The sequence below is a fragment of the Desulfitobacterium sp. genome, assembly GCF_982384815.1.
In genome coordinates, this window is record NZ_CEVWNY010000029.1 from 1 (window position 1) to 14271 (window position 14271).

13 protein-coding genes and 1 riboswitch are annotated in these 14271 nt (G+C 44.7%); of the genes, 12 read left to right on the forward strand and 1 reads right to left on the reverse strand.

Features of this window, described 5'->3' with window-relative positions; all coding sequences use genetic code 11:
- From AC1U9U_RS06605 to AC1U9U_RS06625, 5 genes are all read left to right on the forward strand, one after another.
- A partial coding sequence (locus AC1U9U_RS06605; protein WP_479959761.1) for a 4Fe-4S dicluster domain-containing protein occupies positions 1-297 on the forward strand: 297 nt, incomplete at its 5' end.
- A 23-nt stretch (positions 298-320) separates the two neighbouring features.
- A complete protein-coding gene (locus tag AC1U9U_RS06610) occupies positions 321-1190 on the forward strand; it encodes a dimethyl sulfoxide reductase anchor subunit family protein (RefSeq protein WP_479959762.1) in 870 nt (289 codons plus the stop codon).
- A gap of 341 nt (positions 1191-1531) precedes the next feature.
- A complete protein-coding gene (locus tag AC1U9U_RS06615; RefSeq protein ID WP_479959763.1) occupies positions 1532-2077 on the forward strand; it encodes a ferritin family protein in 546 nt (181 codons plus the stop codon).
- Between the two features lie 260 nt (positions 2078-2337).
- A complete protein-coding gene (locus AC1U9U_RS06620; RefSeq protein ID WP_479959764.1) occupies positions 2338-4836 on the forward strand; it encodes a sensor domain-containing diguanylate cyclase/phosphohydrolase in 2499 nt (832 codons plus the stop codon).
- A gap of 107 nt (positions 4837-4943) precedes the next feature.
- A complete protein-coding gene (locus AC1U9U_RS06625) occupies positions 4944-6176 on the forward strand; it encodes an LL-diaminopimelate aminotransferase (protein ID WP_479959765.1) in 1233 nt (410 codons plus the stop codon).
- Between the two features lie 20 nt (positions 6177-6196).
- On the opposite strand, the gene AC1U9U_RS06630 is transcribed toward AC1U9U_RS06625, so the two are convergent.
- Entirely contained in the window at positions 6197-7201 is a 1005-nt protein-coding gene (locus tag AC1U9U_RS06630) for a substrate-binding domain-containing protein (RefSeq protein ID WP_479959766.1), read from the reverse strand.
- A gap of 161 nt (positions 7202-7362) precedes the next feature.
- Positions 7363-7492: riboswitch (molybdenum cofactor riboswitch) on the forward strand.
- A gap of 102 nt (positions 7493-7594) precedes the next feature.
- Here AC1U9U_RS06630 and modA point away from each other — a divergent pair.
- From modA to AC1U9U_RS06665, 7 genes are all read left to right on the forward strand, one after another.
- Positions 7595-8413, forward strand: a complete 819-nt coding sequence (gene modA, locus AC1U9U_RS06635; protein ID WP_479959767.1) for a molybdate ABC transporter substrate-binding protein — start codon at positions 7595-7597, stop codon at positions 8411-8413.
- Positions 8414-8446: 33 nt separating this feature from the next.
- On the forward strand, positions 8447-9139 hold the full coding sequence (modB, locus tag AC1U9U_RS06640) for a molybdate ABC transporter permease subunit (RefSeq protein WP_479959768.1): 693 nt from the start codon (positions 8447-8449) through the stop codon (positions 9137-9139).
- Positions 9139-9792 (forward strand): ATP-binding cassette domain-containing protein, encoded by a 654-nt coding sequence (locus AC1U9U_RS06645; RefSeq protein ID WP_479959769.1) that lies wholly within the window; start codon positions 9139-9141, stop codon positions 9790-9792. The genes modB and AC1U9U_RS06645 overlap by 1 nt, the downstream gene beginning before the upstream one ends.
- Positions 9793-9950: 158 nt before the next feature.
- On the forward strand, positions 9951-10718 hold the full coding sequence (locus AC1U9U_RS06650) for an ABC transporter ATP-binding protein (RefSeq protein ID WP_479959770.1): 768 nt from the start codon (positions 9951-9953) through the stop codon (positions 10716-10718).
- Entirely contained in the window at positions 10711-11511 is an 801-nt protein-coding gene (locus tag AC1U9U_RS06655) for an ABC transporter permease (protein ID WP_479959771.1), read from the forward strand. The genes AC1U9U_RS06650 and AC1U9U_RS06655 overlap by 8 nt, the downstream gene beginning before the upstream one ends.
- Before the next feature lie 123 nt (positions 11512-11634).
- Positions 11635-12648, forward strand: a complete 1014-nt coding sequence (locus AC1U9U_RS06660) for an ABC transporter substrate-binding protein (RefSeq protein ID WP_479959772.1) — start codon at positions 11635-11637, stop codon at positions 12646-12648.
- A 202-nt stretch (positions 12649-12850) separates the two neighbouring features.
- The gene (locus AC1U9U_RS06665; RefSeq protein ID WP_479959773.1) at positions 12851-13852 is read left to right on the forward strand and encodes a GGDEF domain-containing protein; all 1002 of its coding nucleotides are present in this window, start codon (positions 12851-12853) and stop codon (positions 13850-13852) included.
- The last annotated feature ends 419 nt before the right edge of the window (positions 13853-14271 follow it).

Here is a 14271-nt window from a genome sequence, read left to right on the forward strand (position 1 = left end):
CTGGTGCTCCATGATCATGACAAATGTATCGGTTGCCGTCTTTGCACATGGTCCTGCCCTTACGGTGCTCCCCAATACAAAGAGGAAGAAGGTAAAGTGGGCAAATGTGATGGGTGTGCCGATTTACTGGCCAAAGGGGAAAACCCTGCCTGTGTAGATGCCTGCGTCATGCGCTGTCTTGAATTTGGTGAGGTTGAAGCACTGCGGCAGAAATATGGCAAAAATGCCGATGCCAAAGGATTACCTTCTTCAACCACCACCAATCCGAATATTGTTATTAATGCAAAGCAAATCTAACCTTTGGTAAAGGAGGTACAACTATGATATTCGCAGAAGAATGGCCGCTAATGACCTTTACTTTGTTAAGTCAGCTGGCTATAGGCATGTTTATCGTCCTCATGCTTGTCAAAGCCGGCATCGGGAACCAAGATGCTCAGGCTTCCAAAGCCGTAAGCTTTGGCTTTACAGCTGTTGGCCCCATTACACTCCTCGCCTTGCTCTTCTCCGTATTCCATCTTGGTGATCCCATGGGAGCTCCCCGCTCGATCTTTAATCTCGGCTCCTCTTGGTTAAGTCGGGAGATCCTAACCGCCGGCGGCTTCCTCGTCCTCTGGTTCGTTTTCTGGTGGCTGGCGCGTAAAGGTAAAGAAAGCACTGCTTTAGGCTGGGTTACGGCCCTAATGGGATTAGCAGCCGTTTTCAGTATGGCCAGCATTTACAGCTCCTCCATCCGTCCGGCTTGGGATAGCTTCAACACCTATATTGCCTTTTACGGAACAACCTTGGCGATGGGTGTTTTAGGTGCCGCCGCCGTCATTATTTTTAACCTCAAAGGCACATCACCGGCTAGTTTGACCAAAAGCTTGAAGAACCTTGCTTATCTGGGTCTTGCCGCAGTTATCCTGCCTCTGGCCTATCTGCCTGTTTTTATCTCCGGCCTGAACGGTGGAGGAGCAGCGGCAGAAGCTTCAGCTCAGATCTTGACAGGAAGCATGGGTATGCTGGTCGGCAGCGGGATTCTTTCTCTTGCCGGAGTCGGCTTGCTGCTGGTTGCCCTTAATAAAGGAGTAAAGGAAAAAACTCTTTCCACAGGCACCGTCTATCTGGCCTTAGCCCTCGTCATTGCCGGAGAATTCCTTGGCCGTTATCTCTTCTACGCTATGGGAGTTTCTCCAGTCATCGGCATCTAAGCAGTATTTTCCAATTCTATAATGTTATTAAGAAGGGACTTTTGAGTGTTAAGCTCGGAAGTCTATTCTTATTTACTCCGGAAAAAGACCCTATACCTTAGCTTCTTTAACAGGAGCGAAGGCATTTTGACGCAGGAGCAATAATACTTGCCTACTTTTTATTATTTAAGAAGGTATCTGGAAAGGCTTTGTTGAAATATATTATTTAAGCAAAGAGCGCAATTTATTTAAAAATACCTATTGACATTTAGAATAATTCTAATATAATAATAAACGTAGAGAGCAACAAAACTTAGCTCAAAAAATTAATAATGATTAAATATAAAGGAGAGATTTGTAAGATGAAAAAGTTTGTTTGTTCAGTTTGCGGTTACATTTATGAGGGGAACGAAGCTCCTGAAAAATGCCCACAATGTAAGGTTGGCAAAGAAAAATTTGTTGAGCAAACCAATACCGAAAGAGTTTGGGCTGATGAGCATAGAATCGGCGTTGCCGAAGGCGTTGATCCGGAAGTAGTTGAAGGTTTAAGAGCAAACTTTATGGGCGAGTGCACAGAAGTAGGTATGTACCTGGCCATGAGCCGCCAAGCTGATCGCGAAGGCTATCCGGAGGTTGCCGAGGCGTACAAACGGATTGCTTTTGAAGAGGCCGAGCATGCCGCTAAGTTTGCTGAACTCTTAGGAGAAGTCGTTGCAGCCGATACTAAGAAGAATTTAGAAATGAGAGTGGAAGCTGAATATGGCGCAACTCAAGGTAAGAAAGACCTCGCTACTTTAGCTAAAAAACTTAACCTCGATGCAATCCATGATACCGTTCATGAAATGTGCAAAGACGAAGCCCGTCACGGCAAAGCATTCTTAGGGCTCCTGAACCGTTACTTTAAATAAGCAATACTAATTCATTAAGTCTACTCGATAAAAATGACAAGGGTGTTTTGCCCCCTTGTCATTTTTATTTGCCTTTTTTAGTCATTGCCAAATAAAAATTGCATATATTATGAAACGATCTTTTAAATATTAAAATTAAAAAAATAAAAATAGTTCAGAAGGAAATTTTATTGTTTTGGCTAATCAGTACTATAAGGTTGGTTCATAAGGGACACCTCATTGGCATTGCCATATTCAATACCGCCGAGGAGGAATTGAAAATGCAGCGGGATATTCAAGAAGTTAGACTCATAGCGATACTCAATCTTCTTAATCAGCTAAGTGATAAGAACTCCCTTGAAGAATATTTGGATGGAGTAATCGATTTTCTCAGCGGCTGGACAGGGTGTGAGAATATCGGTATTAGAGTGCTCAGAGAGGCCGGTCTGGCACCTTATGTGGTCTCCAGAGGATTTGATGAGGATTTTATCTCTTCTGAAAGTTGCGTTTCCGTGGATAAAGATGAGTGTGTTTGCTTAAGGGTGCTAAAACAAGAGTTTAATAGTGAGGATCAAGAACATATCTATGACTCAGGTACATACTATGCCCCCGATTTTCTTCATTATCTAGCTGATCTCGATAATGAGCAATTACGCAGCTTCCGGGGCGTTTGCGCCAATAAATATTATAAGAGTTTAGCTGTTATCCCTTTACAACATCAGGATAAAGTAGTCGGGGTTATCCATATTGCCGATCCCAAAGCAGGGGCGATTTCTCAGGACGGAATTAAGTTCATCGAAAATATCCGCCCCCTGGTAGCAGAGGCTATTTATCGTCATAACCTGGAAAGGGTCTTGGAGAAGACCGTTCGTCGTTATGAGGCGGAGGAAATGGTAATCCGCAAGCTCAAATTTGAAGAGCGCCTCGCCAATATTTCCGCCCGCTTTAACACACAAGAGGACTTCAAAAAGGCAGCCGAAGAATCTCTCCAAGATATCTTAAAGCTATTTAAGGCTGATTATGTCTGCCTCCATCTTGGTAAGAATCTAAAAGAATATGTAAGGGCTGCCGAAATTCGGCAGAAATATGATAAATGTCCTATTCCTGAAGTCACCTTTACAGCATTAAGGCCATGCTTAGAAAAGGGAATAATATTTTGCCGAAAGGCCCCTTACACCGAATTTCTTGAAATAGATAATTTTTTAAATGATGTTTTTAAAAAAGATTCCATAATTACTTTACCCTTGAATTTTAAAGGTGCTTTGTTGGGAACCTTGAATATTGCGAATATCTCCTCAGGCGGAATTCCCTTTAAAGAAATTTTAAACCCTTTAAAGCTGGTTACGGAAACCTTCGCAAACGCCGTAGAACAGGGAAGGATTCAGCAAAAACTAATTTGGTCGGAGAATCGTTATCGAACTATCTTTAATCATTCCGGAAGTGGCTTGTTAATTATTGATGAAGATTTAAAAGTCCTCCTTTCCAATCCCCAAGCTCAGAAGATTTTTGAACTTCCACGCGAGGAATTGGACCATGTTGCTAATTTAGCAGAGTTTCTCCCGGCTGGTGAAGTGGAACGCTTGCAGGAGTATAACCGCAAGCGGCTTTTGAATCAGCAAGATGTACCACATCAATTTGAAGTAGAGTTTAAAGACAGCAAGGGTTATCAAAAAAATGTAATCGCTGCAGCGGTTGTAATTCCGCAAACAACCCAGACTGTCTTGTCCATTATTGATATTACCGAATGGAAGAAGGCTGAAGCGGAGCTAAAATATCTGAGTTTTCATGATCGCTTAACGGGATTATATAATCGGGTTTATTTTGAAGAGGAGTTGCGCAAATACGAAGCTGACCCAAGCAAAGAAATCGGCCTGATTTTGTGTGATGTTAATGGGCTAAACCTCGTTAATAAAACCTTTGGCAACGAAGCCGGAGATAAGGTGTTGGTCAATACTGCCAAACTGCTCGCCGAATGTTTTGAAGATTATTTGGTTGCTCGAATCGGTGGCGACGAGTTCGCAGTGGTTATTGAGAAAAATAAAGATATTAATTTAGAACAAGCTTGCCAACTCTTCCGGCGGAATGTACAAAAATATAATCAAGATCGTGATGGTTTGCTCCTTGACCTTTCCTTAGGCTACGCATGTTCAGGGCCCTCCGGATTTAAAATAAGTGATTTACTTAGACAAGCCGACGATGCCATGGGTAGGGAAAAACTCCACAGCAATAACAGCACCCGCAATTCGCAGGTGCAAATCCTGTCAAAGGCCTTGGAGTTTCGCGATTTTATCACCGAAGGTCACGCGGAACGGGTCCAAAATCTGATTGTTAGAACCGGAAAATTAGTAGGTTTGCCTGAGAAACGCCTATCCGATCTGAAGCTGTTTGCTCAATTCCACGATATTGGCAAAGTGGGAATTCCCGATCACATCCTTTTTAAAAAAGGACGCTTAACTACAGAAGAATGGGAGGTTATGAAGGAGCATTGCCAGATCGGTCATCGAATTGCCCAATCTACTCAGGATATCTATCCTATTGCCGATTTGGTTCTTAAACATCACGAGAACTGGGATGGCACCGGCTATCCCCTGGGGCTGAAGGGTGAGGAAATCCCCATCGAGTGCCGGATCTTAGCCGTAGCCGATACCTTTGACGCCATGACCAATGACCGCCCTTACCGAAAAGCCCAATCCCAAGAAGCAGCTATTCAGGAGATCATCCGCTGCGCCGGAACCCAATTTGACCCCGGTATTGTCAATATCTTTGTCCAGACCATTTAAGTATCTGCTCCGGCTTTTTCTATAAATTTGCCAAAAGCAGGGGAGAGAGTCTATAATTTAAGCAATACACGGAAGGTGTAGAGGATTGCGAAGGGAGACTGGAGACCATGGCGAGAATAAATGAAAACTACTTAAAACTACCCGGAAGTTATCTTTTTTCGGAAATAGCACGTAGAGTGAATGAATTTAAAAAGCAAAATCCCCAAGCGGATATTATCCGTTTGGGAATTGGCGATGTTACCAGACCTCTGGCTCCTGTAGTTGTGGAAGCCATGAAGAAAGCCGCGGACGAAATGGGCAAGGCCGAAACCTTTAGGGGGTACGGTCCTGAACAGGGCTATGATTTCCTCATCGAACTGATTATTGCCAATGAATATAGCTCCCGTGGAATTCAACTGGAAAAGGACGAGGTTTTTGTCAGTGATGGAGCGAAAAGTGATACTGCAAATTTCCAAGAACTTTTTGGCGTAGAGAACATAATGGCGGTGACGGACCCTGTCTATCCGGTCTATGTAGACAGCAATGTTATGGCGGGTCGAACCGGCAGCTATGATTCAGAGCGGGGGCAATATGGCAAAATCGTCTATTTACCTTGTACCGAGGAAAATGGCATGAAGCCGGCCTTGCCGACGACGCCTGTGGATATGATCTATCTCTGCTTCCCCAACAACCCAACGGGAATGACCTTGACTAAAGATGAGCTGAAGGTGTGGATTGATTATGCCCGGGAAAACAAATCCATTATTCTTTATGATTCGGCCTATGAAGCTTTTATCCGCGAAGAAGGAGTTCCCCGCAGCATTTATGAAGTAGAAGGAGCCCGGGAAGTGGCTGTTGAATTCCGCAGCTTCTCCAAAACCGCCGGCTTTACCGGGACCCGCTGTGCTTATACCGTTGTGCCTAAGGATCTACTCGTCTATGACTCCAAAGGGGAGGGTCATAGCCTCAATAAACTCTGGCTAAGGAGACAAACCACCAAGTTCAACGGTGTGTCCTATCCTGTTCAAGCAGCAGCCGCTGCTATTTATACCGAAGAAGGGAAGAAGCAAATCCGCGAAACCATCGATTACTACATGGAAAATGCCCGTATTATTCGGGAAGGATTAGTGGAAGCAGGCTTTAAAGTCTTTGGCGGCGTCAATGCCCCTTATATCTGGGTGAAGACACCAAAGGAGATGGGCTCTTGGGAATTCTTCGATAAGCTTATGAAAGAAGCTCATGTCATTGGAACACCCGGTGCGGGATTTGGAGCCAACGGCGAAGGCTATTTCCGCCTCACTGCCTTTGGCACCCGTGAAAATACTCTGAAAGCTATTGAGCGGATCAAGACTCGGATGTAGGGAACGGCCTGTGCCGTTCCCTACACTTCTCCCATGACCTTCCCCATATCCGAAATATCATAGCCGCCGATCCCGGCCACCTCATTGCGGTAGGCATCTGATCTTAAAATACTCCATAAAGCTTGGAAATGGGGCATAGACAAATCCTCTTTGCGGACAACAATATCATAACGCTCCTTATGCAAGGGAATAAAGTCCAGAGAACTGACTTGCATGGCAGCTTTTTCGATCCCCAGTCCTACATCCGCTTCCCCACGAGCCACACGGCTGGCTACAGTCATATGGGACATTTCTTCATCTTCATAACCTTGAATGGACTGATGTGGGATGTTACCAAGGCGGATCTGTTCATCAAGAAGAACCCGAGCTCCCGAGCCGCGTTCACGATTAACAAAGCGTACATCCGGCCTAGCCAAGTCACTCCAGGTAAGGATCTTTTTCGGATTATCTTTGGCCACATAGAAGCCTTCCATACGGTACACCAGGTTAATCACGCAGGCAGGATGCCCAGGTAATAAATACCGAACATAAGGTAGATTGTAATCATTCGTATGGCTATCCCACAAATGGGTTGTAACAACATTGGCTTGGCCCCGATAAAGAGCAATCAGGCCATCCAGGCTGCCGCTGTATTGACGTAAGAATCGAACCTGGGGGAATTGCTTTTGTAAATGGCGGGTTAAAATATCTAAAATAATATCCTGCCCGCAGATGACTAAGCCCTGATCCGTAAGGCCCCGAGTGGCTGCGGAAGGTGCCGGTGCCGCAGGTGCCTCCGAAGGTGAAAGAGGAATAGCAGGTGAAGCCGGCGACAGGGGCAAAGGGATTACCGAGGGGTCGGATGAAGCAGTATTACGTCCTTTGGATTTACTGATGTAATTATCCAGATCAAGGCTTTCAATACGGAATTTTCGTCCGATACGGTAAGCTTTTAAATCTCCCCGTTTAATCATTTCATAGACGGTGAATTTAGATATCTTAAGGATATTTGCGACTTCCTCAGGAGTATAGGTCACATTGGCCAAAGGTATCTCCCCTTTAGTACGTTTATTTATGGCTTTATATCTTGATATTAATTATAGCATATAATATAATGTAGCTAAAGTTAGGTTTAGTTAGCTTATGTTTAGTTATTAGCCTTTAAATTGGGAATGTAAATGAATTTGTGTAAAGGCCGATATAATTTAATAATGATTATCTCCGAGCCGGACAACCTAATGGTTTCTAAGGTTTAAGGCCAGGGCTGGTTAGCCCTCGGGGTATATTCGGAAACGAATATGCCTTCACTTTTGAGAAGGAGGTGGCGGTCTACGCTTATTTTAAGCATGCCGTAGCGCACTCTCGTTTTGGGGGTGTTATTTTTTAGCTAGGAAAAGGTGAGTAATAGCAATTAAATTATTTTTTTGGGGGGCATAAATATGATAAAATTCACTAAAGTTATGGCATTCACGGGTTTAGCTGTGGCACTTGTCTTAAGTGGTTGTGCCGGCAACAGCGGCTCCGGCTCTAATGATAGCGCTAATTCAAGTCAAAATAAGAAAACAGAAGTGATTGTTTCTGCTGCAGCCAGTTTAAAAGATTCGATGGAAGAGATCAAAACCCTTTATGGAGATAAAAAACCGGAAGTAAAGCTGACGATTAATTTTGGTGGGTCAGGTACTCTTCAGCAGCAGATCGAACAAGGGGCTCCGGTAGATCTTTTTATTTCTGCCGGGAAGTCTCAAGTGGATGCTCTTGTGGACAGGAATTTGATGATTAAGGACAGTGTTGTGGATTTAGTGGGTAATGATTTGGTTCTTGTGGTGGGAGCGGATAATACCGATATTAAAACCATCCGGGACTTAACCCAAGCAAGTGTTGCCAAGATCGGTATAGGAACGCCGGAATCTGTACCGGCTGGGAAATACGCCAAGGAAGCCTTTGCTTCACTTAGCCTTTGGGATAGTTTACAACCAAAATTTGTCATGGCCAAGGATGTAACTCAGGTGTTAAATTATGTAGAGACAGGCAATGCCGAGGCCGGAGTAGTCTATCAATCGGATGCCCAGGGTTCCACGAAGGTCAAGGTGGTAGAAACTTTCCCCGCCGATAGTCATAACGCGATTATTTACCCGGCGGGAATTGTTTCCGCTACCAAGAATAAAGAGGTAGCCGGGGAGTTCTTAGCCTTCTTGCAAAGCGCTGAAGCCCAAAATGTCTTTGCTAAATATGGATTCAAAACCGGGAACCTAAAATAACTGTAAAACTGGCGCTTAAATGAGGAATAAGCAATGGACTTTGATTTTTCGCCGATTATTTTATCCATAAAAGTTGCTATAGCCGCAGTCCTGATTGTGGTCTGTTTTGCTATCCCCATCGCGGCTCTGATGGCCAAACGGGAATTTCCGGGGAAGGCACTCGTAGAATCATTTCTTACTCTGCCTTTGGTTCTGCCTCCATCTGTGGTAGGATTTGTCCTTTTATATCTTTTTGGCAAAAACGGTCCCGTGGGCAAGCTGTTGGCGGAATTGTTCAATGTTACCGTGATTTTCAGCATTTGGGGGGCGGTAATTGCCGCTGCGGTAGTCTCTTTTCCAATGATGTATCAATCTGTTAAGGCAGCCATTGAAAGTGTGGACCCCCAGTTGGAAAGGGCCGCCCGGACCTTGGGCGCGGGGGAGTTGCGGGTCTTTTTCACGATCACCATTCCTTTAGCTTGGAACGGCTTGGTGGCAGGGTTTGTTCTCGCCTTTGCTCGTTCTCTGGGGGAATTTGGGGCAACGCTAATGCTGGCCGGCAATATCCCCGGTAAGACTTCAACCATGCCCTTAGCCATTTATTTCGCCAGTGAAAGTGGGAATGCCCGGGAAGCTTGGGTTCTTGTCTCAATCATGGTTTTGTTTAGCTTCTTGGTAATTTTCGGGTTGAATCACTGGGGTAAAAGCAAAGGTAATTCAAACCATGCTAAGGGGAGGGAAGCTTAATGCTCAAGGCCAAATTTCAAAAAGAGCTTCCGACTTTTACCCTGGCAGTAGATCTTCTGGTGGACAATCATATACTTGTTATTGTTGGTCCGTCCGGGGCGGGTAAAACCACAATCCTTCAATGTTTGGCCGGGCTGCAAGAGCCCTCTCAAGGAGAAATACTGATTAATGACAAAACTATCTTCTCCTCAGCAGAAAAAATCAACCTTCCGGTACGCAAGCGACGGATTGGCTATGTTTTTCAGGACTATGCCCTTTTCCCTCATATGAATATCGAAAAAAACGTGCTTTATGGGAAGCCGCAAGAGGGGTCTGACCTAAGGAAAAGCCTTTCTGTCACGGAAATATTGGACCTCCTCAAGATCGGACATCTCTGCAAACGCTATCCCAGCCAGATCTCGGGAGGCGAAAAGCAGCGGGTAGCCCTGGCACGGGCCTTGATGACCGAACCGGAGCTTCTTCTTTTAGATGAATCTTTATCGGCTCTTGACCCCGATACCCGGGCACTTCTTCAACAGGAATTGCTCAGAGTGCAGAACCAATGGCAGATCCCCTTTATTATGGTAACCCACGATTTTCGGGAGGCGGAGATACTGGGGAGCCAGATTATCCGAATCGACCGGGGTGTTCAGGAGAATATCAAGGTTATTTAAGAACCCTTTCTCGACAACGAGAAGGGGATTTTTTTATGCCGGAACACTCACTCATTCCTAAGGGTTTCAATACACTATTACAGATCAAGTGATTCGAAGAACTTATCCAATCTGCGGACGAGTCGGCTAAAGCTTGCAAAGAAAAGGGGGGATGACCATTGAGGAAGGTTGTGGAGCTACATAACCTTGGCATGAAATATCAATCTCTAAACGGGGAAATCAACGCCCTAACGGATATCAATCTTGATGTCTACGAGGGTGAATTTATCAGTGTTGTCGGTCCAAGTGGGTGTGGCAAATCAACACTTTTGTCTATTATTAGCGGCTTGATTTCCCCCACGGAAGGAAAAGTTCTCATTGATGGTGAGGTAGTAACTGGAACATCAAAAAAAATCGGGTATATGCTGCAAAAGGATCACCTCTTTGATTGGCGGACCATTCTGCAAAACATTCAGCTGGGTTTAGAAATTCAAAAAACCATTACTCCTGAGGCCAAGGCTTATACAGAGCACCTTTTGCAAACCTATGGGCTTTACGAGTTCCGCAATAAGTATCCAAGCCAGCTCTCCGGTGGGATGAGGCAACGGGCAGCCCTGATTCGTACCCTGGTAACCAATCCGCAAATTCTACTTTTGGATGAGGCTTTTTCGGCGCTGGATTATCAAACCCGTCTGGCAGTAAATGAGGACATCTACGACATTATCAAAAAGGAGCACAAAACCGCTATTATGGTCACCCATGACATCGCAGAAAGCATCAGTATGTCGGACCGGGTAATTGTCCTAACCAAGAGGCCCGGCACAGTAAAAAAGGTCTATGGGATTAATATTGGTCTTGAAAAAAGAACGCCCTTAAAATCCCGTGAGATGCCAGGATTTCGGACCTACTTTCAAGGAATATGGAAGGAGCTGGATGTTCATGTCTAACATTTCTTCTGAGCATAAAGCCTTTCTGAGGAAAGTCCGGATGGATAAGATCAAGGTCCGGGTAACCCAAGCATTGATCCTATTCCTGGCGATAGGACTTTGGGAAATCTTTGCACGATGCAAAATAGTTGATCCTTTCATCACCAGCCAGCCTACCCGGGTACTTCGGACTATTGCCACCCTGCACGCGGAGGGAGTGTTGATTCACCATATTGCCGTTACCTGCATCGAAACCATTGTGGGCTTTCTGCTGGGGACCATTTTAGGAACCATCATCGCCATCGTGTTTTGGTGGTCGGAGTTCATCTCCAAGGTTTCCGAACCATATCTGGTCATCCTCAATAGCCTGCCGAAAATTGCTCTGGGACCGATCTTTATCGTTTGGATTGGGGCCGGTCCGGCGGCCATTATCGTTATGACCCTGGCGATTTCCCTGATTGTTACGATCCTTGAAGTGCTCAACGGCTTCTTGGCCATTGACCAAGAGAAAATCAAACTGGTTCACACTTTTGGCGGAACCAAGACCCAAGTTCTTACCAAGGTCCTTCTCCCGGCTTCTTTTCCTACAATCGTCAGCGCCTTAAAAATTAACGTAGGTCTCTCTTGGGTAGGTGTAATTGTCGGTGAGTTTCTCGTATCAAAAGCCGGGCTGGGTTATCTCATTGTCTATGGTGGGCAGGTGTTTAAGTTGGATTTGGTTATGACCAGTGTCTTTATCCTTGGTATAGCCGCAGCCCTAATGTATCAGGGGGTGGTTCTATTTGAAAAGCTGATTATTAAGAAGCCACAATAGCTTATATCATGTACCTAATCAGAAAGTCGGATATTTTTCATCATCAAATAATCCTAATGCTGCATAGCGGCATAAAAGGTATTCCACAAAGGGATCAATAAACATATTTTAAGGAGGGCCTATATGAAACGCGGACTTGGGTTACTTAGTGTGATTATTCTGGTAGCTGCACTTATCTTATCCGGGTGCAGCAATGTAGGAAGCAAGGATCAAACGCTTACTAAGATCAGATTATCGGAGGTCACTCACTCCGTCTTTTATGCACCGCAGTATGCAGCCTTGACCCAAGGTTTCTTTAAAGAAGAAGGTCTGGAAGTAGAGCTCTTCAATGGTGGCGGCGCAGATAAAGTCATGACCGCGGTTTTGACTGATCAGGTTGAAATCGGCTTTGCCGGACCGGAAGCAAGTATCTATGTTTATAATGAAGGCAAAGAAGATAATGCCATAGTCTTTGCCCAATTGACCAATGGTGATGGAACTTTCCTGATGGGCAGAGAAGCCGATCCGGACTTTAAATGGAGTGATTTAAAAGGCAAGACCATCATTGGAGGAAGAAAGGGTGGCATGCCGGAGCTGATTCTCCAATACGTTTTGCGCAATAACGGCTTAACCCCGGGAAAAGATGTATTTATTGACACTACTATGCAGTTTAATGCCATGCCTGGTGCCTTCCTAGGTGGCCAAGGGGATTATGTAATTATTTTCGAGCCCACTGCCACTGAGATGGAGAAAGATAGTAAAGCCTATATTGTAGCCTCCTTAGGTGAGCAGAGCGGTGAAGTTCCCTATACGGCATATTTTGCTAAGAAAAGCTATATAGAGAAAAACCCCCAAATTGTTCAAAAGTTTACCAATGCGGTGTATAAAGGTCAACTTTGGGTACAGTCCCACTCCCCGGAAGAAATAGCAAAGGCTATCAAGCCCCATTTCCCCGATGCCGGCGAGGAAATTCTCGCCACCGTTGCCAAACGTTATAAAGACCAAAACAGTTGGAAGAAGGATCCCATTCTGTTGGAAAAAGATCTGAAAGTCTTGGAAAAGGTCCTCCAAGATGCCGGGGAATTAACTAAGACGGCTCCCTATGACAAAATTATCACAACGGTATTTGGTGAGGAAGCTATTAAGAAAATTAAATAACCCCCTTTGCAAAAGTAGAGAAGAGAGAACTATTTGGCTATACCGCCATAGTTCTCTCCTTTTGTAAAAGGTCTTCGTCAAAATCCCAGGTGAATTTTGTTAAACCTTAATGATATATTAAGATCAAAATCACCCAATTTATAGTATAATGAAACATAACTACATAGATAAGGCAGCACATTATTATTTAGAGGGTGTTCTTATGTCTTTTTGGCCAGTAATAATATCCTTCCTTGTGTTAACCTTGGGAGTCTGTATATGGCATAGTATAAAACACCGCCGAACTCCCGTTAGCAACATTGACGAAGCCCGTATCTTTAAAAGTGCTTTTGAGCACACGGCTATAGGTATGGCTGTGGCCCGGCCGAATCTGAAATATATTAGCATAAACAAAGCTTTCGCTGATATTGTAGGCTATACTAAGGAAGAGCTCCTAAATATGATTCACAAGGATTTTACTCACCCTGAGGATCGAGAAAAAGATACTTCCTATGTCCAAGAGATACTTGCCGATAAGATTGATTCCTTTACCTCAATTAATCGATATATTCATAAGCAAGGTTATATTATCTGGGTGCGGGCAACCGTTTCAGCTGTTCGTAATGAAAAGCGACAGCTAAAATTCTACGTTGCGCAGATTCAAGATATTACCGCAGCCCAAAAGGCCGAGGAAGAATTGCGTAAATCAAGAGATGAGGCCGAAGTTTTGGCTTGTACCGATTACCTGACTAAGACCTTGAACCGCGGCGCTTTTCTGGGGCGGCTTCAAGAGGAATTAGAACGTGCTAAGCGATATGATGAGTCCTTTGCCATGATTCTGGTAGATATTGACTTTTTTAAAAAGGTTAATGACCAATACGGCCATTTGGCGGGAGATTATGTATTGCAAAGATTCGCGGAATGTTTAAGCACCATTGTGAGGCCCTATGATTTTATCGGACGTTATGGCGGGGAAGAGTTTATCATCTGTTTGCCGGATACCGATGCCGAACAAGCCGCTTCGGTAGCGGAACGGATGCGAAAAAGCATAGAAGACCTGGAGGTGGAATATATGAGCTCCCGGATCAAGGTCACCGGCAGCTTTGGGGTTGCTTATTATGACCATAATTCTTCCGATACTTTAGATATGTTGATTGAGAAAGCGGATCGAGCTATGTATTCGGCGAAAACACATAAGAATACTGTTTATCAGTGGGTGTCCTAACTAGGATCCCCTAAATATTCCAAGCTGCTTAAGAACTTTCCTATTGATATAGTAAAAATTATATGCTAAGATAGCTCTAAACCGTCGAAGGGGAAGTAAAACCGCAAGACCAGCCACAGAGAGAGCCGGGGTAGGTGGAAGCCCGGTAGGTGACGGAGCGGGTAAATGGGCCCCTGAGGGCGTAGCGAAAAGCAATGAGTAGCTTACGACGCATAGCCAGCGTTACTGGGCTAAGGGTGTGATGGCACCCTGCAAGAGAGGATGTATGGAGTTTTGTTTTGGCTTTCATGCATCAATTAAGGTGGTACCGCAGGTTAGACGCCTGTCCTTAAGGTTAAAACTTAAGGACAGGCGTTTTTTGATGCACGGTGTTTTCTATGTGGTACAAACCTCTCCCAGGCATTACCGCGGGTGGCTGG